This is a genomic window from Streptomyces sp. NPDC015127, from assembly GCF_043080095.1.
GTDB lineage: Bacteria > Actinomycetota > Actinomycetes > Streptomycetales > Streptomycetaceae > Streptomyces.
This window is the reverse complement of the sequence record NZ_JBIBVE010000015.1, coordinates 1-25950: the sequence shown is the minus strand read 5'-3', so window position 1 is coordinate 25950 and position 25950 is coordinate 1. Positions and strand designations below refer to the sequence as shown.

At 69.5% G+C, this 25950-nt stretch carries 21 protein-coding genes and 4 pseudogenes; 21 read left to right on the top strand and 4 right to left on the bottom strand.

The features are described 5' to 3' along the window. Window positions 1-10 precede the first annotated feature (10 nt). Complete coding sequence (locus tag ACF08N_RS27685; protein WP_392327412.1) at window positions 11-1285, bottom strand: iron-containing alcohol dehydrogenase; 1275 nt, start codon at window positions 1283-1285, stop codon at window positions 11-13. 225 nt (window positions 1286-1510) lie between these two features. Between ACF08N_RS27685 and ACF08N_RS27680 the strand changes: the two genes are divergently transcribed. From ACF08N_RS27680 to ACF08N_RS27650, 7 genes and pseudogenes are all read left to right on the top strand, one after another. Beyond that, window positions 1511-2749 carry a GAF domain-containing protein gene (locus ACF08N_RS27680; RefSeq protein ID WP_392327411.1) on the top strand — a complete coding sequence of 413 codons (1239 nt, stop codon included), beginning with the start codon at window positions 1511-1513 and terminating at the stop codon, window positions 2747-2749. Between the two features lie 121 nt (window positions 2750-2870). After that, window positions 2871-4388, top strand: coding sequence for an aldehyde dehydrogenase (gene adh, locus ACF08N_RS27675; protein ID WP_392327410.1), 1518 nt, complete (start codon window positions 2871-2873; stop codon window positions 4386-4388). After that, window positions 4388-4792: a DUF779 domain-containing protein gene (locus ACF08N_RS27670; protein ID WP_392327409.1), complete on the top strand. Its 405-nt coding sequence runs from the start codon at window positions 4388-4390 to the stop codon at window positions 4790-4792. Before adh ends, ACF08N_RS27670 begins: the two co-directional genes overlap by 1 nt. 338 nt (window positions 4793-5130) lie before the next feature. Then, on the top strand, window positions 5131-5643 hold the full coding sequence (locus ACF08N_RS27665; RefSeq protein ID WP_392327408.1) for an ATP-binding protein: 513 nt from the start codon (window positions 5131-5133) through the stop codon (window positions 5641-5643). 219 nt (window positions 5644-5862) lie between these two features. Next, a pseudogene (locus ACF08N_RS27660) lies at window positions 5863-6033 on the top strand (dehydrogenase); the annotation flags it as partial. A gap of 272 nt (window positions 6034-6305) precedes the next feature. Continuing rightward, window positions 6306-6791 carry a PaaI family thioesterase gene (locus ACF08N_RS27655; RefSeq protein ID WP_392327407.1) on the top strand — a complete coding sequence of 162 codons (486 nt, stop codon included), beginning with the start codon at window positions 6306-6308 and terminating at the stop codon, window positions 6789-6791. Between the two features lie 270 nt (window positions 6792-7061). Beyond that, complete coding sequence (locus tag ACF08N_RS27650) at window positions 7062-7844, top strand: DUF899 domain-containing protein (protein WP_392327406.1); 783 nt, start codon at window positions 7062-7064, stop codon at window positions 7842-7844. Between the two features lie 174 nt (window positions 7845-8018). Here ACF08N_RS27650 and ACF08N_RS27645 read toward each other — a convergent pair. Beyond that, window positions 8019-8168: pseudogene (locus tag ACF08N_RS27645) on the bottom strand (DNA-binding response regulator); the annotation flags it as partial. Between the two features lie 407 nt (window positions 8169-8575). On the opposite strand from ACF08N_RS27645, the gene ACF08N_RS27640 reads away from it, so the two are divergent. From ACF08N_RS27640 to ACF08N_RS27615, 6 genes are all read left to right on the top strand, one after another. Then, window positions 8576-8704: a hypothetical protein gene (locus ACF08N_RS27640; RefSeq protein WP_392327568.1), complete on the top strand. Its 129-nt coding sequence runs from the start codon at window positions 8576-8578 to the stop codon at window positions 8702-8704. A gap of 157 nt (window positions 8705-8861) precedes the next feature. Next, window positions 8862-9854 (top strand): hypothetical protein, encoded by a 993-nt coding sequence (locus ACF08N_RS27635; protein WP_392327405.1) that lies wholly within the window; start codon window positions 8862-8864, stop codon window positions 9852-9854. A 730-nt stretch (window positions 9855-10584) separates the two neighbouring features. Further along, complete coding sequence (locus ACF08N_RS27630) at window positions 10585-12651, top strand: SpoIIE family protein phosphatase (protein WP_392327562.1); 2067 nt, start codon at window positions 10585-10587, stop codon at window positions 12649-12651. Window positions 12652-12902: 251 nt separating this feature from the next. Beyond that, window positions 12903-13529, top strand: a complete 627-nt coding sequence (locus ACF08N_RS27625) for a GyrI-like domain-containing protein (RefSeq protein WP_392327404.1) — start codon at window positions 12903-12905, stop codon at window positions 13527-13529. A gap of 129 nt (window positions 13530-13658) precedes the next feature. Continuing rightward, window positions 13659-14051, top strand: a complete 393-nt coding sequence (locus ACF08N_RS27620) for a caspase family protein (RefSeq protein ID WP_392327403.1) — start codon at window positions 13659-13661, stop codon at window positions 14049-14051. After that, on the top strand, window positions 14051-14443 hold the full coding sequence (locus tag ACF08N_RS27615) for a hypothetical protein (protein WP_392327402.1): 393 nt from the start codon (window positions 14051-14053) through the stop codon (window positions 14441-14443). Before ACF08N_RS27620 ends, ACF08N_RS27615 begins: the two co-directional genes overlap by 1 nt. 556 nt (window positions 14444-14999) lie before the next feature. On the opposite strand, the gene ACF08N_RS27610 is transcribed toward ACF08N_RS27615, so the two are convergent. After that, window positions 15000-15674, bottom strand: coding sequence for a helix-turn-helix domain-containing protein (locus tag ACF08N_RS27610; protein WP_392327401.1), 675 nt, complete (start codon window positions 15672-15674; stop codon window positions 15000-15002). Window positions 15675-15858: 184 nt separating this feature from the next. On the opposite strand from ACF08N_RS27610, the gene ACF08N_RS27605 reads away from it, so the two are divergent. The 3 genes from ACF08N_RS27605 (at window position 15859) to ACF08N_RS27595 (ending at window position 19236) form a co-directional block, all read left to right on the top strand. Then, complete coding sequence (locus tag ACF08N_RS27605) at window positions 15859-17073, top strand: cytochrome P450 (protein WP_392327400.1); 1215 nt, start codon at window positions 15859-15861, stop codon at window positions 17071-17073. After that, complete coding sequence (locus tag ACF08N_RS27600) at window positions 17070-17291, top strand: ferredoxin (RefSeq protein WP_392327399.1); 222 nt, start codon at window positions 17070-17072, stop codon at window positions 17289-17291. Before ACF08N_RS27605 ends, ACF08N_RS27600 begins: the two co-directional genes overlap by 4 nt. A 700-nt stretch (window positions 17292-17991) precedes the next feature. Continuing rightward, the gene (locus ACF08N_RS27595) at window positions 17992-19236 is read left to right on the top strand and encodes a PP2C family protein-serine/threonine phosphatase (protein WP_392327561.1); all 1245 of its coding nucleotides are present in this window, start codon (window positions 17992-17994) and stop codon (window positions 19234-19236) included. Window positions 19237-19579: 343 nt separating this feature from the next. On the opposite strand, the gene ACF08N_RS27590 is transcribed toward ACF08N_RS27595, so the two are convergent. After that, on the bottom strand, window positions 19580-20833 hold the full coding sequence (locus tag ACF08N_RS27590) for an MFS transporter (protein WP_392327398.1): 1254 nt from the start codon (window positions 20831-20833) through the stop codon (window positions 19580-19582). Here ACF08N_RS27590 and ACF08N_RS27585 point away from each other — a divergent pair. The 5 genes and pseudogenes from ACF08N_RS27585 to ACF08N_RS27565 form a co-directional block, all read left to right on the top strand. Beyond that, window positions 20760-21359: pseudogene (locus ACF08N_RS27585) on the top strand (ArsR/SmtB family transcription factor); the annotation flags it as partial. The gene ACF08N_RS27590 and the pseudogene ACF08N_RS27585 sit on opposite strands and share 74 nt — an antisense overlap. A gap of 152 nt (window positions 21360-21511) precedes the next feature. Further along, window positions 21512-22054, top strand: coding sequence for a GNAT family N-acetyltransferase (locus ACF08N_RS27580; RefSeq protein WP_392327560.1), 543 nt, complete (start codon window positions 21512-21514; stop codon window positions 22052-22054). 302 nt (window positions 22055-22356) lie between these two features. Then, window positions 22357-24060, top strand: coding sequence for a PQQ-binding-like beta-propeller repeat protein (locus tag ACF08N_RS27575; protein WP_392327397.1), 1704 nt, complete (start codon window positions 22357-22359; stop codon window positions 24058-24060). Window positions 24061-24505: 445 nt separating this feature from the next. After that, complete coding sequence (locus ACF08N_RS27570) at window positions 24506-25390, top strand: hypothetical protein (protein WP_392327396.1); 885 nt, start codon at window positions 24506-24508, stop codon at window positions 25388-25390. 292 nt (window positions 25391-25682) lie between these two features. Continuing rightward, a pseudogene (locus ACF08N_RS27565) lies at window positions 25683-25864 on the top strand (IS5/IS1182 family transposase); the annotation flags it as partial. Window positions 25865-25950 lie beyond the last annotated feature (86 nt).

The following is a 25950-nucleotide window of genomic DNA, read 5'->3' as shown; positions in this document are numbered from 1 at the left end:
TGGGACCGCCTCACAGGGCTTCGCGGAACAGCTTCTCGACGTCCAGCACGTCGACGTCCCTGGGGTTGGTTGCCATGCAGGCGTCCTTCAGCGTCGTGCGGGCCAGCACGGGCACGTCGTGCTCCGCGACCCCGAGGCTGGCCAGCCCCTTCGGCACACCGACGTCGTCCCCGAGCGCCCGCACCAGGTCGGCGAGTTGCTCGGCCACCTCGTGAGGGGGTACGCCGGTGGTCGGGAGGCCGGCTGCCGCGCCCAGCGCGACGAACCGCTCCGGCCACGCCTCGGCGTTGAACCGGATGACGTGCGGCAGGAGGACACCGTTGACCACGCCGTGCGGCGCGTCCAGCAGACCGCCGACCTGATGGCTCATCGCGTGCGTCGCGCCGAGAATGGCGTTCGTGAAGGCCATGCCGGCCTCCAGCGACGCCTGGGCCATGGCGAGCCGGGCCCCGAAGTTCTTCGGCTGCACCTGTGTGCGCACCAGGTTCTCGGTGATCAGTCCGACGGCGTGGAGTGCGTGGTTGTCGGTCAGCGGGTTGTGCGCCCGGGACACGAATGCCTCGATGGCGTGGGTCAGGGCGTCCAGGCCGGTCGCCGCGTTCAGCCAGTCCGGCATGGTCGTCAGCAGGCGCGGGTCGATCACCGAGATCTCCGGCACCAGCGTGCGGCTCACGATGGTGATCTTGATGTGCTGCGTCGTGTCGGTGATCACGGCGAACTGCGACACATCCGCGCCCGTGCCGGACGTGGAAGGCACCATCACGGTGGGCGGAATGGGCTGCACGACCTGGTCCACACCCTCGTAGTCGAGAATGCGGCCGCCGTTGCCGGACAGGATCGCCACGCCCTTGGCCGCGTCGATGCAGGAGCCTCCGCCGACCCCCACGATCACATCGCAGCCGCTCTCGGCGTACCGCTCGAAACCGGCCTGGATCTCGTGGTCCTTGGGGTTGGGTGTCAGGTCGTACCAGACGACGGGGCGCAGACCGACACGACGCAGGTGACCGACCGCCTCGTCCACCCAACCCGCTTCGATCAGGCCGGGGTCGGTGACGAGGAACGGCCTGCGGCCGCCGAGCCGCAGCGCGCAGTGGCCCAGTTCGGTCAGTGAACCGGGCCCGAAGACGATCTCGGGCACATGGAACTTGGCCAGCCGCGTGGACTGACGGACGGCGTCCGTGCTCGTCTCCTGGGGCCCCAGCAGCTCACACTGGCAGTCGTCCCGGCTCCACTCGGCACTCGGATCATTACGGCTGGTCACCACGCCGCCGGACGTGAGCAACATGCGACCTCCAAAGGGCGCGAAGCCCGCAACGCGTGCGCAACGCTGAGTTTACTGCTTGATTGGCCGATATCACTGTCCCCGAAACCCAAAGTCCAAGGTAGGCGCGCGAACCCGGCCGCGGCACCTGTCCTTCCGGCCGGGGACACCCTGCCCGAACGGGCAGGTGCGCACGCACTGTGATTGCGGACAATAGTGGGTTGTCCCCATCCGAGGGCAGGGAAGCGCATGTCACAGCACACTGACCTCCGGCGCCGCAGGGCCACGCTGGAGGACGAGTGGTCCCGCTGGGTGCCACGGCTGAAGACCGCGGGTCCGGCACCGCGCGGCGGCGAGGCGCTGCGCCACGAGGTGACCGAGTCCTGGGTGCGCTCGCTCAGTCACGTGGACCCCGGCCGCGGCAGCGCCCCGGTCTGTGACGGCGGCGCGGTGCACCACCGCTGGACCGGCTCTCCCCTGCGCGGGCCGGTCGACGACCTGGCCGACGAACTGCACAGCATCGCCGAGGACGCGGGGTTCGTCACAGCGGTCACCGACGAGTCCGGGACGATCCTGTGGACGTGCGGCGGCCGGACGATGCGCCGGCGGGCCGAGCGGGTCAACTTCGCCCCCGGCGGACGGTGGGACGAACAGGCGATGGGCACCAACGCCCTGTCGCTCGCGCTGCGCACCGGCCGTCCCAGCTCCGTCTTCTCGGCCGAACACCTGGTCTCCGCCCTCCACGGCTGGGTCTGCTACTGCGCGCCGATCCACGCACCGGACGGACGCGTGCTCGGCGTTCTGGACCTGTCCACCACCTGGGACCGCTCGCACCCCCTGGCCATGTCCACCGTGCGCACCCTGGTGTCCGGCATCGAGGCCCGGCTCCGTGCCGAGCTGCCCGCCCGGTCCCACCAGAGCCCCTCCCCGGTGCGGCTGAGCTGCCTGGGCGCCGGGGAGGCCGTACGGGACGGCCTGCCTCTCCCCCTGCGGCCCCGGCAACTGGAGATCCTGACCCTGCTCGCGCTGGAGCCGCACGGATTCTCACCGGAAAGGCTCCGCGAGGCCCTGTACGGTGACCGCCCGGTCACCGCGTCCACGTTCAAGGCGGAGATCTCCCACCTGCGCCGAGCCCTCGACGGCGGCATCGCCACCCGCCGGTACGCACTGACAACGCCCGTCTCCTGCGACGCCGTCGACGTGCTGCGCGCGCTGGAGAACGGTGACACGGAGACTGCCCTGCGGCTCTACCGCGGTCCCCTGCTCCCCCGCTCCGCGGCGCCGGGCGTCGAGGAGTGGCGTACCCACCTGGAAGTGGCCGTACGAGAGGCGGTCCTGGCGAGCACACGCCCCGAGCACGCCCTGCGCTACGGCGAGCGGGCCGCATACGACGCGGAGGTGCACGAGCACGCCCTGCGCCTGCTCGGTCAGGGCGACACCCGCCGCGCGATCGCCGCCGGCCGGCTGGCCACCGCCCTGCGCGACTGATCTCCACGGCGGACGGCGAGCGGCGCCAACCTCCCGCCAACCTCGCGGGACCAGAGTCGGCCGCATGACGACGGCGCGGGCCGTCGGACACCGCATTCGCCATCCATCGAGGAGAGCCGCCATGGTGTACGCGCAGCCAGGAACCGAAGGCAGCATCGTCAACTTCGCTCAGCGGTACGAGAACTTCATCGGCGGCGACTGGGTCGCCCCCGTCGAGGGCCGGTACTTCGAGAACACGTCGCCGGTGACGGGGAAGGCCTTCTGCGAAGTCGCCCGCTCGTCCGCGGCGGACGTCGAGCTGGCCCTGGACGCCGCCCACGCCGCGGCCGGCCGGTGGGGCCGCACGTCCACCACGGAACGGGCGAACATCCTCAACAAGATCGCCGACCGGCTCGAGGAGAACCTCGAGAAGCTCGCCGTGGTGGAGACCTGGGAGAACGGCAAGCCGGTGCGTGAGACGCTGGCCGCCGACATCCCCCTGGCGATCGACCACTTCCGCTACTTCGCGGGCGTGGTCCGTGCCCAGGAGGGCAGCATCGCCGAGATCGACGCCGACAGCGTCGCCTACCACTACCACGAGCCGCTGGGCGTCGTCGGCCAGATCATCCCGTGGAACTTCCCGATCCTGATGGCTGCCTGGAAGCTGGCGCCCGCGCTGGCCGCCGGCAACTGCGTGGTCATCAAGCCTGCCGAGCAGACGCCGGTCAGTCTGCTGTACGCGATCGAACTGATCGCGGACCTGCTGCCGCCGGGCGTGCTCAACATCGTCAACGGCTTCGGCGTCGAGGCGGGCAAGCCGCTCGCGTCCAGCTCGCGCGTGGCCAAGGTGGCGTTCACCGGTGAGACCACCACCGGCCGCCTGATCATGCAGTACGCGAGCGAGAACATCATCCCGGTCACGCTGGAGCTGGGTGGCAAGAGCCCGAACATCTTCCTGCCCGACGTCACGGCCGCCGACGACGACTTCCTGGACAAGGCCGTCGAGGGCTTCGTGATGTTCGCGCTGAACCAGGGCGAGGTGTGCACCTGTCCGTCCCGCGCCCTGATCCACTCGTCCATCTACGACGAATTCATGGCCCGCTGCGTCGAGCGCACCAAGGCCATCGTCAGCGGCGACCCGCTGGACCCGGCGACCATGATCGGCGCCCAGGCCAGCAACGACCAGTACGAGAAGATCCTCTCCTACATCGACATCGGCAAGCAGGAGGGCGCCGAGCTCCTGACCGGCGGCAATCCCCGCGCCGTCGCCGGTCTGGAGGGCGGCTACTACATCGAGCCGACGATCTTCCGCGGCACCAACGACATGCGGATCTTCCAGGAGGAGATCTTCGGCCCGGTCGTCTCCGTCACCACGTACGACTCGGTCGACGAGGCCCTGAAGATCGCCAACGACACGCTGTACGGCCTCGGGGCGGGCGTGTGGACCCGGGACGGCAACACCGCCTACCGCCTCGGCCGCGAGATCAAGGCCGGCCGGGTGTGGACCAACTGCTACCACGCCTACCCGGCACACGCGGCGTTCGGCGGCTACAAGAAGTCCGGCATCGGCCGCGAGACCCACAAGATGATGCTCGACCACTACCAGCAGACCAAGAATCTGCTGGTCAGCTACTCCGCGCAGAAGCTCGGGTTCTTCTGATGAGTGACCGCACCAGGCGCGTCGAGCTGACCGCGGCGGCCGAGACCTTGGTGCGGCAGCTCGCTGCCCGGCACGGGCCGGTGATGTTCCACCAGTCCGGCGGCTGCTGCGACGGCAGCGCACCCATGTGCTACCCGCGCGACGAGTTCCGGGTCGGTGCCTCGGACGTCCTGCTCGGGCGGGTCACCGACGGCACCCCGTTCTGGATGAGCGCCGACCAGTACGCGTACTGGTCGCACACCCACCTCACCGTCGACGTGGTCCCCGGCCGGGGCAGCGGCTTCTCGCTGGAAGCCCCGGAGGGCGTGCGTTTCCTGATCCGCTCCCGGCTGCTCTCCGACGGCGAGTTGGAGCACATCGAGGCGGAACCGCCCCTGCCGACGGGGGCGGACGCAACGCGATGACCCGGCGAGTCGGCGCGCCGGGAGCCGGACAGCCACCGCGTCGGCGCAGGCGGTGGTGACAGCGGGGCCGGACACCCAGGTGTCCGGCCCCGCACCCATGTCGAGGGTGCGTCCGCAGCGGCAGGGGGCCGCCCCCCTCCGAAAGGAGGGGGCGGGTGCGCCCCGTCGCCCAGCTACGGAGCGTCACGCGGCTGCGTAGCGTCAGCAGTGTCGTCAGTGACAGGCAGATTCCCCGACGATCCCGCCCCCGGCGGTGGGGGAACCGCCCCTCCGGCGCTCCTGTCCTGTGAGCAGGACCGCGAATCCCCCACCTTTTCCGACCAGCTTCGGGGCCGATCATGAGCACCACAGCAGTCCGCGAGAGCTCGCAGCCGACCGCCGAGCCCTTCCTGGGGCAGCAGTCCGCCGCGCACCGTGTCACACGACCGCCCGCCATGCCCTCCGGGCCCCGCCGCGACATCGCCCGCCAGGCGATCCTGGCACTGCCGGCCGAGATCAGCTGGGTTCCGGTGGCCCGCCACTGTGCCGCGGCCGTTCTGGCGCAGTGGCGGCTTCCTTCGGCCGCTCGCCAGTCCGCCGAACTGGTCGTCGGCGAACTCGCCGCCAACGCCGCCCAGCACGGCCGCCACGACATGACCGCTCACCTGTCGCTGCACGCCGGAGTCCTGCGGATCTCGGTGACGGACTCCGGGGACCCGGACCGGCCACGGCCGCCCGAGCCGACCGACGCGGACGCCGACGAGCACGGACGAGGACTCGCGATCGTGGAACTCCTCAGTGACGAGGTCCGCGTTCGCCAGAGCTCTCTCGGTCGAAGCGTCAGCGTGGTGCTCCGCGCAGCGACCGCGTGAACGAGGCGTATCCCGTCGCTGGGGCGACTCTGCCGGCCTGTCCGACCTGCATCCAGGTGAACAGCAGCGCGGCCAGGGCGGCGAGCCCCGGCAAGCCGGCCGCCATCAGGGCGACCCATTGCATCCGTTTCCAGCCCGCGGGCCTGGGCGCCGCCGAACAGCCGAGGTCCCGACGCCGGCTGACGTTCGCATCCCGCCACCCGACGCTGGTCACAGGCCTTACGCGCCCACATCCCCGACGCCCTCGAGGTCGCCGCCTCCGGCACGGTCGCCCCCGAACGGGTCGTCTCCCACGTGCTCGACTGGGAGGACCTCCCCCAGGCCCTGCCGGAGAAGCACCTCAAGCCCGTCTTCGTCCGCGACACCACCCCGCCCACACCCGCACGCTGACAACCGCATCGCGGCCGGCGACCACGCACACAGAGACACCCGATGAACTCCACCTCACCGCCCCGAGCACCATCCCGCACGATCCGGCAGCCGAGGACCTGGAGCGCCAGAGGGCAGCAATCGCCGCCCTCGGCCACGAGCTGCGCCTACTCGTCGACGCGACCGTCCGCACCGCGGCCTCCCCAGCGACCCTGGACCGCCTGGCGGGCGGCGTCCGAGCCCTCACCGAACAGCTCACCGGCCACCGCCGCCAACCTGCGGACATCCCCGGGGTGGACGAATTCCCGGGCGGGATACGGATGTACAGCCCCGTCACCGGCGCCGGCAGCCCGATCGCGCCGCCGATGCGGGTGACTCCGACGGACGGCGGCGTCATGGGACGGTGCCTCCTCGGCATTGCCCATGAAGGACCACCCGGCTACGGCCACGGCGGCGTCAGCGCCATGCTCCTCGACGAACTGATGGGATGGGCATGCGCCGCCGCCGGAAGTCCGGGCATGACCATCTCGCTCCAGATGCGCTATCACGGCCCGGTTCCCCTGGAGGCGCCCTTGCGGGCCAATGCCCAGGTCACGGGAACCGACGGCCGAAAGGTCTTCGTGGAAGGCTCGATCGCCACAGAAGAGGCCCCGTCCACCATCCTCGTTCAGGCGGACGGCATCTTCGTCGCACCAGCCCAGAGGCCGCCCGCACCCTCTTTCCGGCCCTCGACAACACGGAGTAGGCCCGTGTCCGGTCAGGAAATGACACTGTTCTGAGACCGAGGACGCAGCACCCGCCGCGATCGACCACATAGCTGCTGGTCAGGAGCGCTTCATGAGCCACGGCCGGTGAGAACCTACAGGACCTGGTCGGATCTCACATCCGGTGGCCGAATCTCTCGGCCGATGGCCGTCAGCCGACGTGGTCCATGCAGGCTCGGTCGAGGGCGCCGCTGCGATGAGTTCCGGCCGGGTCGTGAGTCTGTTCTGGTAACCGTCGTAGACGTCGTACGACGCTGCCTGGCACAAGACACCACGGAGGACATCATGCCGACCACGCCGGAGGACCCGACCACCGCGCTTCCCGGCCGCCCGCCCGTGGTCGACCTGGCCACCTGGCAGACGGCCCGTGACGAGCTGCTGGTCCGCGAGAAGGCCCACACCCACGAGGGCGACGCCATCGCCGCGGCCCGCCGCCGGCTGCCGATGGTGGAGTTCGACGGGACGGTCGAGGTCGTCGGACCCGACGGCCCGGTCCCGTTCCTGGACCTGTTCCAGGGTCGCGACGAGCTCGTTGTCTACAAGCACATGTGGTACGACGGCGCGCCGCACCAGGGGCAGTGCGAGGGCTGCACCACCACGGCCTGGCACCTGAAGGACGCCGTCTACCTGGGCGCCCGCGGCGTCTCGTTCGCCATCCTGACCACGGGCCGGTGGGAGGAGGTGGCCTCCTACGTCGAGTTCATGGGCTACACCCAGCCCTGGTACTCGGTGCGCGACGTGGACGCGCCGGTCGGCGGCGAGATGGGCTACCTCACCTGCTTCCTGCGCGACGGCGACCGCGTGTTCCTCACCTACTCCACGACGGGCCGTGGCAACGAGCGGGTCAACGGGTCCCTCGGCCTGCTCGACATGACGCCCTACGGTCGCGGCGAGGCGTGGGAGGACAACCCCGAGGGCTGGCCCGAGGGGCGCAGCCCGTGCTGGTTCTGGCGCTCGGACTCGGACGGGAACGCCACGTGGGGCCCGACCAGCCGCCCCGTGCCGCAGTGGACCCGCCCCGATGCGACCCCCGTGGAGACTCTCGGCCGGCACGGCCACCACCACTGACGCGCCTTCGTCGACGGCGCCGGCCAGGGTGTCAGGTGCGGGCGGAACCTCCGGACGATGCGAGGGGCCGCCGCGCGTTCGGGCGGTGGGCGTTTCGCCCGTTAGGCGAAGACCAGCCGGTGGCCGACGGACTTCGCCAGTCGGTCGGCCGCAGGTCAGGCCCAACTGGCCCGCTCATACTCCGGCCTGAAAACGTGAGCCCGCGTCGAGGGCGGCGAGCAGTTCCGCGACACGGCGGCGGTAGGTGCGCAGCGACATGCCGAGTTCCCGTGCGGCTGCTTCATCGGTGACGCCGGAGCCCAGGGCGCGCAGGACCCTGCCGGTCTGGGCGTCGGCCCGGGGTTCACCATCAGATCCTCGCCGAAGAGCCGCCCAGTGGTTCTCGACAGGCTGGCTGGCCCCTCACCACTCGCCGCCGCCCCGACCCACATCTCGGCCGACGACAACACCGGAGGTCTTCGTGCGCCATCGGGCGCAGCCTCAGCATGCCTGGCCCGCTCACTCCTCCCGTCATGTGCCACGTCGGTGTACGTCAGCACTTCCTGGCAGTTCACGACTGCATCGTCAACGAGTCGCGATGGACTGCGCGTATGACATCTGTCCGAGCATCGCAAGCCAACAACCAGAGGTGATCCCGCCAACGTCACCGGACATCACAACGCACGCACGGCGTTCCCGCTAAACCGGACATGTGCTGGTGTCCGGCGTTTGCCGAGGGGGAGGGTGAGGCCGTGCTGACCATCAATCTGGGGGTGCTGCTCGCGATCACCGTCGTCGTACGGCTGCGCCGCCGGACCGAGGCGCGCTCCCGGTTCGACGTTGGGGCAGAACTGCGATGTGGCCGCCGCGCACGCCCATGACCCCACCCATGCCATCGTGTCAGCGGCCTCCACCAGCTACGGATCCGATCCCGATCCAAGTCATGGCATCGGTAAGGCAGTTGCCTTGCGTTCCATGATTCACACCCGGAAGGGACATCGCGTGAGGACACCATCTCGACGGCGTCACCGGCGCTCTGTGTCAAGGGGAATCGCCGTCGCGCTCTTCGCCGTCACAGCCCTGGTCGTCCAGGCTCCCTCTGCCGCCGCTGACGTCTGCGGGCGTCAGGTCGTCGGAGACATCCTGGCCAAGTACGAGCAGATGGGCGGGGAAACCTCCCTCCTGGGCTGTCCGACGACGGATGAACTGCCCACGCCGGACGGGCGCGGCCGGTACAACCACTTCGAGGGCGGGTCGATCTACTGGACGCCGACGACCGGCGCGCATCCGGTGTGGGGGGCGGTCCGCGACAAGTGGGCCTCGATGGGCTGGGAGGCGAGCAAGCTCGGGTATCCGGTCGGTGACGAGCTGACCAACCCCGACGGTCAGGGCAAGCGGCAGCAGTTCGAAGGCGGCACCGTCTACTGGCACCCCACTCTCTCCAACGGTGCGCATCCGGTGTGGGGGCAGATCGGAAAGTTGTGGGGCGAGTGGGGGTGGGAGGGCGGCAACTTCGGCTACCCCACCAGTGACGAGATCCCGTCTCCGGAGCTCAAGGGGTTCATCCAGACGTTCTCCACCCACCGCACCGTGCTGTGGTGGAGCACGGGCTTCGACAACGGGGACACGAACCACCCGGTGTGCAAGGAGGAGTGTGTCGGCTACAAGGCCGCGATCGGCTCGGAGTGGGTGAAGGCCACCGAGGTTGCCCGCAACCTCGTCAACGGCAACGTGGACATCTCGGTGTTTCCGACCGAGGAGGGGTTCGAGTCCGCGGACACCAGCTATGACCGGCTGTGGAACCAGTCCTTCAGCAAGGTTCCGTACCCGGACAGGTGGCTGAGCGACGACCAGGGGTCGTCCCTCTACAAGCAGCTCGCCTGCCACGCCCGCTACTCCTACGACCTGGGCGGAGGCCCGCTCAGCGGCGACACGTGGGACCTGGAGGGGTGGGCGCCTGATGTGTCCTGGGATTACGCCATGAATCCGATCTTCTTCCTGGATCACGGCTGCAACTGGTACGAGCGGTAGCGGGCATGCGGGAGGGTCCCGCCCCCGGGCATGCCGACGGGGCGGGACCCTTTCCGTAGCCGGCGGGCGGCCAAGGCGGGCGCCGCGGGCGCGCGGGCGGGTGGGGTGAACAGGCCCACGGCCACCAGGCGTCGCCCTGCCCCGGTCAGAGCGGCATCACGGCGGCGCGTGGTGACCAGGGCACGGCCGTGGCGGCTGTTTGGCCACGCCGGCCTGCGATCGCCAGGCACCCGGTGTCGGCCAGTCCGCCCTCGCCGGCGGTGGCGGCCCCCGTATGGCTCACCTGTACCGGGCCGGCGGTCTCCGGGCCAGGTCCGGTGTAGCCGGATACCGCCGTAGCGCCGTCGCGTGCTGTGGCATCGCCGGTGATCGGGGCGGCTACGGACGGCCGGCGCTTTGCGACTGCGGCCTCGGCTCCACCGGAGCGGCCGCCCGTCCTCGGGCACTCGCCGTGCGCCGCCCCAACAGGAGCACGGCGCTCTCCCGGCGACTCGCCGCGCCACTGGCTGCAGCCGCCCGGTGGGTGCGAGCGACGATCTGGCCAATCCGCTCGCGTGTCCGTGGTTCACACGACAGGTGCCCTGTCACGTCGTCGGTGCCGTGGATGGCCAAGACGGCATCCACGTCATCGAGAGCAACTTCACGGAACTGAAGGGGCGAGGTGGCGGTTGCACATCGATACTGGAGAACGGGGCCGTGCGGGGCGGATGGGCAGGTGCGGAGTGTCGTGATGCGGCCTGTGGACGACGTGGCCGGTGGTGCTGCCTGGGATGCGGGCGGCTGGCTGGGGGAACTGCGGGTGGCGGTCGTGGCCACGAGCGCTGATGGGACGATCGTGCGCTGGGACCATGGGGCGCAGGCCCTGCTCGGTTACGCCTCACGGGAAGTCGTAGGCCGATCCATCGGCGACCTGCTGCATCCTGGCGCCGACGGCAGCCTCGGCCGGTCCTTGTGGGCCGGCGCGACCACCGATCGCGGGGTCATGGCCACCGTTACCACCTGGCACCGCGATGGACATCCGATCGAGCTGGAGATCTGGGCGGCACCCGTTCCGGCGCGCCACCGCGGCGGCACCACCGTGCTGATCTTTGCCGCAGACGCCCATACGGCACGAGGCATCCGCGGTTCCTCCGCGGTATGGGACGGGCTGTTCGTCCGTTCCCCGGTCGGCATCGCCGTGTTCGACACTCAGTTGCGCTTCCTGCGCGTGAACCAGGCATTGCAGGCTATGAACGGCCTGCCCGAGGACGCCCACATCGGACGCCGCGTGGTGGAGCTGCTGCCCACGGTGAACGCGGTGGACATGGAATCCGCCATGCAGCAGGTCCTGGCCACCGGGCAACCGGTCCTCGACTTCCGTCGCACCGGCCGCACTCCGGCAGACCCCGACCACGACCGGGTCTGGTCCTGCTCCTACGTCAGACTGGAAGACTCCGACGGCCGACCCATCGGGCTGGCTGCCTCCCTGATCGACATCACCGCCCAACAGCGGGAACACCTCGAAGCCGAAGCCGGCCGGCGCCGCCTGGCCCTGGTCAACGAAGCCAGCGTCAAGATCGGCACCAGTCTCGACCTGGAGCGCACCGCGCAAGAGCTCGCGGATGTCGCCGTTCCCGCCCTGGCCGACGCCGTCACGGTCGATGTGCTCGAGTCACTCGCAACGGGCGACGCTTTCGGCCCGGGCCTGCGCGGCGGAACCGCTCTGCGCCGCCTGGGAAAGGCTCCCCTGGCCGGGTCGCGCATCGCGGACATCCTCGCTCCGCTCGGACGAACCCTCACCTTCCCCGCCGGAGCGCCCTACACCCAGGCCCTCGCGGAGCGCGAGCCATTCGTCGTCGCACGGCTCGACGAGAAAGCCATCGCCCCTGCGGCCCGCCACTCAACGGCACCGGCACGACTTCTCGAGCAGGGAGTCCACTCGTTCATGATGGTCCCGCTGCTCGCCCGCGGCGTCGTGCTGGGCCTCGCCACCCTGTACCGCAGCCGGCCCGTCGGCCCGTTCACCGACGACGACGTGACCCTCGCCGTTGAGCTCGCGGCCCGCGCCGCCGTCTGCGTGGACAACGCCCGCCTCTACCACCGCGAACACGACACCGCCCTCATCCTCCAGCGCAGCATGCTGCCCCAGTACATCCCCTCGCCCGTGATGATCGAGGTCGCCCACCGCTACCTGCCCGCCAGCGACGTCAACGAAGTCGGCGGCGACTGGTACGACGTGATCCGCCTCGATGGCGGCAAGACCGCGCTCGCCATCGGCGACGTCATGGGACACGGCACCGCGGCCGCAGCCGTCATGGGAAGGCTCTCCGCCAGCGTCCGCGCCCTGGCGCGCCTCGACCTCCGCCCCGAGGACCTCCTGCACCAGCTGGACGCAGCACTGGAAGACCTCGCCGAGCCGATGCTCGCGACCTTCCTCTACACGATCATCGACCCGGTGAGCGGCCTGTGCCGCATCACCCGCGCCGGCCACCCCCCGCCCGCCGCCGTCTCACCCGACGGCACCGCCCGCCTCCTGGACCTGCCCCCCGGTGTCCCACTCGGCGTCGGCGGCACCCCCTTCATCACCACCGACATCACACTCCAGCCCGGCAGCACCCTCCTCCTGTACACCGACGGACTCGTCGAAGCCCGCGGCACAGACATCGACGCACGCCTCGCCGAACTCACCCACCTCCTCACACAGCCCGCGCCATCCCTGGACGAGCTGTGCGACCGCCTGCTCACCCACCTGACACCCGCGGCCGCCGACGACGACATCGCACTCCTCGCCGCCCGCCTCAACCCCGGCACCACCTGAACCGCCGACCGCGGGGACGTCAGTGGCTGTCCGCCCAGCCCTGATCGCCACAACCGACACCACGGGCGTCGTGCGGTATCTCCTCGGGCAGGTTGCGGCGGGCACGCACTCCGGAGGCATGTCGCAGGAGCTCTGCTGTGGCCTTCCGCCTGCGAGGGGGGCGTCGAGGCCGGCGGTGCGGGCGAGACGGACGGGTCAGCCCGAACAATACTGATCCGCAATGACAATTACTCACAGTAAGGTTCCTCGGCATGACTACCACGTACGACGTCAAGCGCCGGCTCAAGAAGTGCTACTCGCCCAAGAACACCGACTGGGAACTCGTCGACATCCCCGAGCTCCATTTCCTCGCCATCGACGGGCACGGCGACCCGAACACCAGCGCCGCGTACCGCCAGGCGGTCGAGGCGCTCTATGCGGTCGCCTATACCGCCAAGTTCGCGAGCAGAGGCGACCTTGGCAAGGACTTCGTCGTGGGCCCACTCGAGGGGCTGTGGTGGGCGGACGACATGGACGACTTCCTGGCCAGGCTCAAGGACAACTGGCGGTGGAGACTGCTCATCAACGTCCCCGACTGGATCACTGGCGGCATGATCGAAGACGCCAAGCACACGGCCCTGACCAAGAAGAAGCTTCCGGCCATTCCGGACGTTCGGTCAGAGACGCTGCACGAGGGCACCAGCGCCCAGGTCCTCCACATCGGCCCTTACGACGACGAGACACCGATCCTGACCAGGCTGCACCACGATTACCTCCCCGCCAACAACTTGCGGGAGGCGGGGTTGCACCACGAGATCTACCTCAACGACCCACGCAGGACTGACCCCGCCAAGCTCAGGACAATTCTGCGGCAACCCGTCGTAGCGCAATCGGGTTGAGGGACGTCGGCGTGTGCAACGGGATCCCGAGCGTGCACCGTGGCTCGTCCGCCGGCCACTCGACCGATCCGCCCCGCCACGGCCACGCCGGGTGAAAGTATGGGCGAGTCGGAGGGGAACGAGGGCTGAGTGGAAGACAACAGACGGATAGCCCTGCTCATCGGCGTGGGCGAGAATCCGGGAGCGGAGCACCTTCTTCCCTCCCTGGCGACAGCGGTCGATGCCGATCTGCAGGTCCTGGGTGACGCCCTGCAGGGCAGCGGCTACCTGGTGGAGACCTTGCTGAATCCCACCCGGAATGCGATCACCGAGTGCATCTCCGGCCTCTCCGCAAGCGCGCCGCCCGGCAGCACGTTGCTCCTCTACTTCACCGGGCACGGCGTGCGGATCGGCGCCACCGACTACTTGGTGCCCTCCGACGCCCGTGCCCCTGCCGGCAACGGCGACAACGCGGCCGTGTGGGAGCAGCCCCATGTACGGGAGTCGCTCCGGAAGCGGCCCGCGCGATTGCCACCGGACTGATGGTCATCGCCTTTTTGGTGTTGACCGCAGGCTCCCTCCTGGCCGTACGGGCCGCGCACGGGGCTCCGGAGCGCGAGATCCTCCTGGGCGGGCAGGCGCTGCGCCGCTGGACCGAGCAGGAAGTGGCGCGGGTGACACGGGCGCTGGCCTGGGCCTCCCTCTGCTGCGTCCTGGGAGTGATCCTGGTGGTCGGTGCGCTCGTCGTGGCATGGGTGACGACGGAGCATTCCGACACGCATCCGGTTGTCGTAAGGACGGGCACAGGCGTTGTGTGCGGCGAGTTGATCGTTGCCGACCAGCAACACGTCGAGATCAGCTCTGAGAAGAGCGGCAAAGTCTCTCTGCCGTGGACGGCTGTCGTGAGCGTGAAACCTGGAGAGAGCTGCACATGAGCGCCCTCGTCCATCGCCTTGGAGCCACGGCTTGCGCCAACACGTGGTCGGCGCTCGATGCCGCGGTCGGCCCGGCACGGCTGTCCAACCTCTGAAGGTTCCGGCGGCAGTTCCCGGTCTCGACTTCCCGAGCGCGCCGAGCGCATCCTGGCCGACTCCGGCTGGGAGTCCCCGGCCCCGGTGCTTGCCTGGACGGAAGCAGCTGGGCCTGACCCCACCACGATCGCGTTCAGGCAGCAGCCCATGCGCACCAAGCCGCGGCGCACGCCGAGCAATCCCGGACTCGGCGACGCCGATCACCCTGCGCCCCTTCAGCGGTTCGTCGTCCATTGCAGTATTCCTCGCGTCGGTGCCGGCTGTCCCAGGAGAGTGGCGGCCACTGCGGCCCGTTCGGGTTCCGAGCCGGATGACGTGTTCGTCGTGGGAGACCGTCACGCCGAACGCGGCCGTGCTCGGTGAGCCGTACGCACGTCGGCCCCCCCGTGCTCACGAACGCGGTGATCTTCCATAGCGCCCTGGCCGTCGCGGAGTTCGTGCACCCACTCCAGGAGGACCATCACGACAGGAGGGCGCGCCAGCGGTCCGCCGACTCCACCATGTCCTGGATGACCCGCTCCAGGAACGTCCCTCCCCTGGCCAACCGCTGTCCCACGGGGCTGTCGGGCCCGAACGTCTCCGCCGCCGCCATCGCGGCCTGCGCCGCCTCGAGCGTCTGCCGCGAGCTGATCAGGATCGAGTTGTACCAGGCGTCGTCGTCGACCACGTAGATGTCTCGACGCCGCTGCGGATCGCGCTCGCGGCGGACATACCCGTGCTGGACCAGGAAGTTAACGGCCACGGAGACGGACGCAGGGCTGACCCTCAGCCTGCGGGTCAACTCGGCTGCGGTGCGCCTGCCGTCCTCGGACAGCAACAGGTCGACGTGCACGCGCGCTGTCAACCTCGGCATCCCCGACCTGACCGCCAGCTCGATGATCTCCTCTTCCATCGCGCCGCCCGATGGTCCGGCCGCGCGTGGGAGTGCCGGAGTGCCACGCCGCGCCCGCTGGACCGTCGCCTGGTGCGCTTGCTGGGGCCGGTAGCCGGCCGGGCCGCCGTTGCGTCCGACCTCCCGGCTGATCGTCGAGGTCGGCCGGTCGAGCCGCCTGGCGACCTCGGCGTAGGAGAGCCCGTCGGCGAGTCCGGCCGCGATGCGCTGGCGCTCCTGCTGCGTCAATCGTCCTCCTGGCATGCCGCCAGTATTGCCTTCGCGGGCACCCATTGCAACGCAGCATTGCATTCGAGCTCAGCGCCATTGCATCAACTTGACGCCATCGACCAGGGAATACGCGTTTCTGTCGATTGACAGCCATTCTGAATGCAACGTAGCTTTCGGGCAGCTTCAAACACGCCATATCGCGAGATGAGGAATGGCCATGAGTGAGTCCCTCCACACCGTCACGACGTTACCGACGGCACGTCAGCCCGGCTGCCCCTTCGACCCGCCGGCAGAACTGATCGACGCCCGCCGGCACGGCCCCATCAGCCACTACACCTTCCCCGGCGGCAAACCCGGCTGGCTGATCACCGGATACGACCTGGTCAGGTCGGTCCTGGCCGACTCGCGGTTCAGCTCACGCAAAGAGCTCATGCTCCACCCCACCATCGACTACGGCGACATCGAGGTCCCTGCGGCGCCGCCCGGCGAGTTCCTCCTCATGGACGACCCACAGCACCGCCGCTACCGCAAGCCGCTGGCGGGCAAGTTCACCGTACGGCGGATGCGACTGCTCACCGAGCGCGTCGAGCAGATCACCGCCGACTGCCTGGACGCCATGGAGAAGGCCGGCCCGCCGGCGGACCTGGTGACCGCGTTCGCCAAGCCCGTCCCCGCCATCATCATCTGTGAACTGCTGGGGGTGCCGTACCAGGACCGGGGCTCCTTCCAGGAGCAGGTCGACTCGTTCATGAACGGGGAGACAAGCGACGAGGACCTGATGGCGGCCTACACCGCGACCCAGGACTACCTCGCGCAACTGGTGGCCGCCAAGCGTGCGCACCCCACCGACGACGTGCTCAGCGACCTCACCGACAGCGATCTGACCGACGAGGAGCTGAAGGGGATCAGCCTGATTCTGCTCGCGGCCGGGCTCGACACCACCGCGAACATGCTGGCTCTCGGCACCTTCGCGCTGCTGCGGAACCCTGAGCAACTGGCCGCGCTGCGCGCCGATCCCGCACTCGCCGACCGGGCCGTGGAGGAGCTGCTGCGGTATCTGAGCGTCGCCAAGACGTTCATGAGGACGGCGCTGGAAGACGTCGAACTCGGCGGCCGGACCATCAAGGCCGGCTCGCCGGTGATCCTCTCGTACAACACCGCCAACCGTGACCCCGAGCGCTTCGCCGATCCCCACGTGCTCGACCTCCAGAGGCAGGTCGGCGGGCACCTGGCCTTCGGCCACGGCATCCACCAGTGCCTGGGGCAGCAGCTGGCCCGCGTCGAGATGCAGGTCGCGTTCCGCGCGCTGGTCGACCGCTTCCCCACGCTGCGCCTCGCCGTACCGGCTGAAGAGGTTGGCCTGCGCCCGGAGACCGCGGACATCTACGGGGTGAAGAGCCTCCCGGTCACCTGGGACGAGGAAGAGTCATGAGGACGACGCGCCTGAGCGTCGACCGTGAGCGCTGCATCGGCGCCGGGATGTGCGCCATGACCGCCCCCGAGGTCTTCGACCAGGATCCCGACGACGGCCGCGTGCTCCTGCTGCACGCCGAGCCGCCCACCGCCCATCGCGCGGCCGCGCAGATGGCCGCCGGTGTCTGCCCCTCCGGGGCAATCACCCTCCACGACCCGGAATCCAGCCGCTCCTAGCGCCCGGGCGACCGCACCCGGACCGAGAACCCCGCGCCGCGCGTCGGTGGGGGGCTCTCGCGTGTACGGCACGCGTCACGCATCCGTAGGGCAGGCGTCACGCTTCCTGCCCGGTGGCCGAGAGGACGATCTCGCGAATGGTCACGTTCGGATGCTGCCGGTACGCGTAGCCGATCGCCTCGGCGACCACCGAGGAGCCGGACGCCACCGGCGGCCTTCAGCCACGCCTCGTCATCGCATCGGGGCGCGTCGGATAGAGCATCCGCACTGTTTCCGGCAGATCCGGGTCCTCGGGCGCGAGGGTGGGAGAACCGCCAGGGCTGCGTATTGTGCAATGAAGGGCGGCGATGGCGTCCCCGATCAGGGATGCCACCGTCTTGTCATCAAGAGGTTGAGCCGGCACCGATCCTCCCCCCAGCGAGTGCCGGGGGCGCCGTCTCCGGCCGGCTGCACCCGCAGGCTGCCACCGCGGCCGTACACCCGCGCGCCCGAAGCGACCGAGGGTCCCGCTGGCGGTCTGGACTGCCAATCGGCTCGGGTGGCTGTAGGGGTGATCATGACCGGGCAGGAGTTGCCCTGTTCCACCGGGTGACCACGTACCCGTACCGCGAGTGGTCGCTCAGGCGGGACGCCGCCGCCGTGGCGGGCGTGTGCGCTGGGCGGGCCGTAGCGTGGAGAGACGAGTCGGGCTGTGGACCGCATGCGGGAGGCGGTGGCGATGGCGGGGATGGACTATGCGGCGCTGTTCACCGCCACGCCGAGCCCGTATCTGGTGCTGGACCCGGACCTGGTGATCGTCGAGGTCAACCGTGCCTACTTGGAGGCGACCGGTCGCAGCCGGGAGTCCCTGATCGGGCAGTACGTTTTCGATGCCTTCCCGGACAATCCGGCCGACCCCGATGCCGACGGAGTGCGTAATCTGAGCGCCTCCCTGCGCCGGGTCCTGGCGACAGGGCAGCCGGACACGATCGCGCTGCAGCGGTACGACATCCCCGTCATGGGCAAGCGGGGTACGTTCGAGGAGCGATGGTGGTCTCCCGTCAACACACCGATCCTCGGACCGGACGGGAACGTTGTGTGGATCATCCACCGGGTGGAGGACGTCACCGAATTCGTCAAGGCCCATACCGCCGCCGACAGGCCGCTTTCCGAGTGGCAGGCACTGGAGGCTGAACTCTATACGCGGGCTCGTGAGCTGCAGCGGCTGAACGAAGAACTGCGGCGGGCCCACATCCGGGAGCGCGAGGTGGCTGTTGCATTGCAGGAGGCCATGCTCCAGGTACCCGACCTGGCACGGCACCAGGACGTCGCGGTGCGCTACCTTCCCGCGGCCGGCTCGCTGAACGTGGGTGGCGACTGGTACGACCTGGCCGACTTGTCGGACGGCCGCTTCGCGGTCGCGGTCGGCGACGTCGTCGGCCACGGTCTGGAAGCCGCCGCCGTGATGGGCATGCTGCGCAGCGCTCTCAGCGCCGCCATCCGCGCCCTGGAGCGGCCCGCCCAGGCGCTGGAGGTCCTCGGCCTGTATGCCCGGTCGGTGGACGGCGCGCTGAACACCACCGCCTTCAAGGCACTGGTGGACACCCGGAGCCACCTGATCATCTACAGCAACGCAGGCCACCCACCACCCGTCCTCCTGCACCCGGACGGTGACTGTGAACTGCTGGACCGTGCCACCGACCCTCCGCTGGGCGCCCGACCCCAGCACGTTCCCCGCCCGCAGGCCGGCCATCCCTACACCTCCGGCGACACCCTCGTGCTCTACACCGACGGCCTGATCGAACGCCGCGGCGAAGACCTCGACGCGGGACTGGCCCGCCTGACCGACGCCCTCGGCCGCTACCGCACCCTCAGCCCGGAACGCCTCGCGGATGCCCTGCTGGCCCACCTCGGCGTGTCCGGAGGCGCCCGCGACGACATCGCCCTGCTCATCGTCCGGCTGTGACCGGTATACGTGCTGAACCTCGCACAGCACGCGCCGGCACGCGGCCTCGACGAACTCGCCACCGGCGAAGGAACTCCACGACGATTCAACCCAGATGCCCCTCCACCTTCTTCGGCATCACCAACACCCGTTGCTGGTCTGCCTCATCCCGAAGCGCCTGCCGCATCTCCCGAGAGTTGACTCGCCCAGCGGGTGCGGCTGTGCGGGCCGCGGGCGTGTCTCGTGCAGCTGCTCCATGGCGACCGGTTCGTCGGCGGCGAAGAAGAGCACAGCCGGGAATGCGCCCGTGAAGAAACCCGCGCAGCGCAAGCCACCGAAGGCGTCTTTGGCGGCTGGGCCGTCCTCAGGCCGTGCCCGTCGACCTGAGGCCCTTGCCCTTGTCGGTGAGCTCGCGGCCGACGTCAGCTCCGGCCGGCACACCTCCGGCCGCCGCCATGCGCCGGAGACCGCGGGTGAGGGCGAGAGTGACCGCAGCAGAGGCAGTGGCCATCACGGTCATGGCGGTTGCGGGTGAGGTGAGCTGCGCGATGCCGCCCGCGACCGCCGCGGCGACGCCCTGCATGGTGAACATCCCTGAGGAGTGCAGTCCGAGGGCGTGACCCTTCAGCTCGCTGGGAACCAGGGACATCAGGCGTTCCTGGAGCAGCAGGTTGGCGGAGAAGCCGATCGATCCCACGGCCACGGCGGCGAGCGCCACGGGCAGCGCCGGGTGCAGGACGAAGATCAGATACGGGGCAGCGAGCAACAGCAGCAGTTGCGGCGCACCGAATCTGTCGCGCCAGTGTCCGGGCAGGAAGCGGCCGGTCAGGGTGTCCCCCGCCAGCATGCCGACCGCGGCGCAGGCGAACAGAAGCCCCGCGTGGCGTGGTGCGAATGAGACGAAGAGGGACTCGCAGCCGACGACGAGCCCGTTGGGCACCCACAGGGCGAGGTAGACGACGCGCCGCGGCTTCTCCGCCCACAGGCGCGCGTTGGTCCGCCAGGTATCGCTCGCGAACGGACGGCCATTCGCGCGCGGCCGCCGTCTCGCGAGACCGACACGGGCGACGACCGCGGCGACGACGAACAGGGCGGCGCCGGTGAGCAGTGCCCCGCGCGGCGTCAGGACGTTGACGAGTACGGCGCCGAAGGCATAGCCGCAGATTTGCAGGCATCCCGCGCACATGTTGAGCACCGAGCGGCCGAGCAGGTAGCCCTCTGCGGGGAGGATCTCGGTGAGCAGTCCGTAGCGCACTCCGCCGCCGACTGAGCCGAGCATGCCCTGGACCGACAGGATCGCGAAGGTCGCCCCCACGGGCAGGCCGGGCACGGCCAGAGTGGTGGTGGCCACGGCGAAGAAGAGCGCCAGGCCGACGGTTGCGGCGCGCGGCGGCAGGCGGTCCGCAGCCGACAGCAGGAAACTCGCGCCGATCACCTGCGCCAGCAACGGGCCGAACATGCTGAGGGCGGCGAGGAGCGGTGAGCCGGTCGCGGCGTAGACGAGCGTCGCGCGGCAGTGGACGCGAGCAGCGGTTTGAACTCCGAGGTCCACCGACCTGCTGGAGTGGGTGTGGCGGGAGACGGTGGCGGGCGACTGGCCGCGACGGCGGCGCGTCATTGAGGCAGATGTGGTCGCGCGTACGGGCCAGTTGAGCCGGGCGGGCTGGGCAGCCGCACTGGACGACATGCATCCGGAGATGCGGTGGCTGGGCGGCAACCGGCTGCAGATCAACACCCGGGCCTTCCCGCCCCGGCAATTGATGGGATCACAGCTACTACTCGTGCCGGTCACGCCACGTACAGGATGGATCTCCATGGACCGGCCGGACTCCCACGGCGCGGTGCACCGGAACGCCGTGGTGTACCCGTGCTCGGGCACACTGGCGGAGCCGGAGCGGGCCGCCGCTCCGGAGGCACTGGCCAGGCTGCTCGGTGCCGGGCGGGCGAGCGTGCTGGTGCTCCTGGACAGCCCGATGAGCACGACGCACCTGGTGGCGATGACGGGCCAGGGGCTCGGCTCGGTGGGCCGCCACCTCAAGGTGCTCCTCGACACCGGGCTGCTCGGCCGCCGCCGTGCGGGACGCTCCGTGCTCTACTACCGCACGGCCGTCGGCGACGTGCTGGTGCGGGCGCAGGACTCCTAGGGGGTGTCTCGCCGATCTTGCCGGGCTCCCAGCGTCTACGGCCTGGTGCGCAATTGCCTCGCGCCTGAGCCGCCCCGCGATCTACCCTCGCGGCCATGACGTCACACGATGCGCCTGAAGGCTCCCGGATCGCTCCCGATGGTGCCGGGCTGGTGATCCGGCAAGAGACCGCTGACGATCACCGAGATGTGCGCGAGGTTCATACGCGCGCCTTCGGTGACAGCGATCGGGTTCCCGGGCTCGTGGAGGCACTTCGCGTTGCGGAGGCTGCATTGGCGCCGATGTCCTTTGTCGCTGTCGTTGATGACCGGGTCGTCGGGCATGTACTGCTGAGCGCGACGCGGTTGGACGCTCCGCGCCGGATCGTGGACGTCTTGTCGCTGTCACCGCTGGGCGTGGTCCCGGAGTTCCAGCGTCAGGGCATCGGTACGCAGCTCATCGCCCACGCCCTCGAGGCGGCCGACAGCCAGGGTGTGCCGTTGGTATTCCTGGAGGGTTCGCCGCGCTACTACGGCACGCGCGGCTTCGAGGGTGCCAGCGCGGTGGGCTTTCGTTCGCCGTCGCTGCGTATCCCTGAAGCCGCGTTTCAGGTCGCCCGGTTGTCCGCTCACGAGCCATGGATGACGGGCACCTTCGTCTACTCAGAGGCTTTTTGGGCCTTTGACTGCGTCGGCCTGCGCGACCCCGAGGACTGAGGGGCTACCCGACTCGACCTGATCTTCAGGACTATCACAGTGGCGATGTCCAACTCGTCGTCCATTGCGTGCGATCAGCGAGGCGTCGGGCCGGGTAGACCGGGTCCTGGTCACCCTCGCGCACCTGCGGCTGGACCTCACCCACGCGGCCCTGGCACGAGCTGTTCGACGTCGACCGGTGCACCCGTGACCAAGGCCATCGGAGAGATCAGGCCGCTGCAGGCCGTCCGCGGCTTCGCTACCCCCACCGGTTCCGCCCGCGCACCCTGGCCGACCTCTTCGCCTATGCCCAGGCCGAGGGTGTGCGCCTGCGGTTGGACGGCACCGAAATCCAGGTCCTCCGACCCGCCGCCCACCGGCCCGGAAGGCGCCGGTTCGTCTCAGGCAAGCGGCGGCAGAACACCCACAAGTGCACCGTCACTGACGACAGCAAGGGCCGTCCGCTGTGGGTCGGCGCCCACCGGCCAGGCAGGATGCACGACCAGGTCGAGCGTGGCCAGGCCCTGGTAGCCGGAGTCTGCAGCGCGCAGCGGCCAGGCAGAGTCGGCCGTCGGGCTGCTGAGGTCCGGACTCCGTTTGCCGAAACCGCTGTCCGCCCTGAAAGGGATCCATATTCTGAGACCGTGAATCGTCCTGCCGACATCATCAGCGTCCGGTCTCGATGCTGCGTGCGACAGCTCGTTCGTGAGGCCCGGACCGCCAGAGAGTCGAACCATGGCAGCGTGGCAGCGGCCCGCGGTCCCGCTGTTACCGCCGTGGCTCACACCGCGGGGCACGTGCCGGATCCGGGTGCGGGCACCCCGTCGTGGTCCAGACGCATCACTCGCCGCGCAGCCCTGCGGTTCGGTCTTGGCGCTGCTGCCACAGTCGGTGCCGGCATCACCGCCGTCGGTTGCGGCGGCGGCGGCAGTGGTCGAGGTGGCGACGGTCGTGGCGGCGGGGATGCCCGCACACCACGTCCCTGGCGCCGCACCATCGGCAGCGAGAGCATTTCATCGCCCGCGGTCGTCGGTGGGGTGGTGTACATCATCAGTAGTGAAGAAGACGACGAGGTCGTGTACGCCCTGGACGCAGCCACCGGGACCAAGAAGTGGGCCTTCACCACCACCAGCGACTTCTCCGTCTCCTCGTCGCCGGCAGTGGTTGACGGGGCGGTGTACTTAGGCAGTGCCAACGGGGTTCTGTACGCCCTGGACGCAACCACCGGGACCAAGAACTGGGTGTTTGACACCAGCGACTGGACCTTCCCCGAGGGCCGCTGGAGCTTCTCGTCGCCGGCCGTGGTTGGCGGGACGGTGTACTTCGGCAGTGAGAGCGGGATCCTGCGCGCCATGGACGCAGCCAACGGGACCGAGAAGTGGGCCTCTCGCATCGGGGGCGCGTTCGACTTTACGCCGGCGGTGGTTGGCGGGGTGGTGTACGCCAATGGGCACGAGGCCCTGCACGCCTTGGACGCAGCCACCGGGACCAAGAAGTGGGCCTTCACCACCACCAGCGACGGCTTCGTCTCTTCGTCGCCGACGGTGGGTGGCGGGACGGTGTACTTCGGCCGTGCCGACGGGGTCCTGCACGCTCTGGACGCAGCCACCGGGGCCGAGAAGTGGGCCTATACCACCGGCGACTTCGTCACCTCGTCGCCGACGGTGGGTGGCGGGACGGTGTACGTCGGCAGCCGCGACAAGAACGTGTACGCCCTGGACGCAGCCACCGGGACCAAGAAGTGGGCGTTCACCACTGGTGACAGCGTCTCCTCGTCGCCGGCGGTGGTTGGCCGGACGGTGTACGTCGGCAGCGACGACAAGAACGTGTACGCCCTGGACGCAGCCACCGGGACCAAGAAGTGGGCCTTCACCACCGGCGGCGAGGTTGAATCGTCGCTTGTGGTGGCCGGCGGGTTGGTGTACGTCGGCTGCAACGACGGGAACGTGTACGCCCTGGACGCAGCCACCGGCGCAGGCCCATCATCACCCTCTCCGCCTGGCTCCTCGCCCGCTGGGACGATGTAGCCGTCTGGCTGGCGCCGCTGCTCACCATGGTCTTCGCTCCGTTCCGCGCGGTGGATGACGGTGCCCGATCAGCGGGATCGGCAACATGAGGTGGGCGACCAACAGCCTCGCGTCATCGAGGTTTCAGCCGTATGGCGCTGAAACTCGCTCTCTGGGCGAGCGGTTGGCGAAGGCATACGAATCCGATCACACCGGAATTCCGGGGGAATCCATGGCTACGACGCCACCCGCTCCACCACCGTCTTCCGGCTCTGGTGCACAGGACCCCGATGAAGGCGCCGCAGCACCAGCCCCTACCCCGCCGGCCGCCCGAGTCCACAACGGCACCCCGGATCCCGACCCGGAGCATCCCGCCCCGCCGCCCGGACCGACCGCCTGGCACGTTTGGGCTGACGAACGCCTGCCTGGAATCCGCACGCTCCAACCAAAGCACCGGGCGCTGTACATGGTGGTCGCGGCGGTCGTGGTCCTGGGCGGTCTCGTGTTCGCCTACTACGCGAACTACGCGTTGGACCGGGCCACGTCCACTGACCGAGCCCGCTCGGACAAGAACGCGGAGAAGACCGTCGACCGCGAACAGCCCGCCTTCGTCTCCACCATCACCCCCCGCGACTACGAACAGGACATGCCCGAGGCCCTGTACGTGCTGCTGGACCGGCCACTGACCGCGAGTGAACAGGCCACCCTCACGGCGATAAAAGGCGATGCGTCGCAGGTCTGGGCGTTCATGAAGTCTCTCGGCGGCCGAATCGTCGAACAGGCGTCGCACATCGCGCCTCGGGAGGACGGCAATGAGAACCGCGGCGAGGCCCAGACGTTCAACCTGAATCTGAACAGCGACCGCAGCGCCGGACGCACGATCAACGGCATGACCGCCGTGAAGGACACGTGCAGCGCACCCACCGCGCAGACCGTGGTCCATATTCCACCGGCTGGCTCCGAGCCTCGACAGGGCCTGTTGTGGGACCTGACCGGCGGGAAGGCAGACAAGCCGAACGGACCGTACGTCCTCGACGACGGCGAGTCCCAGGGCAAGCTGTACTTCCACTACAACGTCATCGAACTGGGCAACGGTCAGTCGAACATGGCCTTCCGCATCCAGCCCGAGGTGTCCACCCATACATGCAAGTGGCACATCAACGCCTCCTACACCGACACATCCGGCTACCACACACAACGCATCCCGAAGGGAAGCGGCACCATTACCACCGAGGCCGTACCGCAAAAGCCCGTCCAGTACTTCGGGTATGTCACAACCACGGGGTGGGGCTGCATCGGCCGGATGAGCCAGAAAGGTTGCACAGCCACCGAGCATTTGCCGTCGCGCTGAGAATCTGCCAGTACGAGCGCGTGAAGCGCGCGCAAAGGGGGTCAGTCCTCGCCGCCGAAGCCATGGCCGAAGCCGCGACGGGGCGAGCTCGGCCCCCTGCGCCGCACAGGGAGCACAGCCGGGGTGCCGGGCTGCTCCGCGACGTTCGGCGCACGCTCCCAGGGGCAGCAGCGGTGCGTTCTGCGGGGCCTCGGTGCAGTCGACGGCGTACAGAACGACGCAGCCGAGCCCGCGGCCGGCGCCCACCTTCTGCGGCACCTGCTCGAGGGCCGGCTCGGACTCGGACGCTCCCGGGGGCCTGACCTGCAAGATCCATCTCGTCGGTGACGGTGGGCGCCGCCCGCCGGCCCTGCTGGTCACCCCGGGCCAGTAGGGCGATGCCCCGCGATTCATCCTGGTCATGGAACGCATCCGCGTCGGCCGGCCGGGCGGCGGACATTCGTGCACCGGCCCGACGACCTCGGCGGCGACAAGACATCCCACGCGGATAAGCGTCAAGCCGCGATGGCGGAATGATCTGCCAGTGGCTGGTTTGGGAAGGCTTTCGTCTCGTCGTAGAG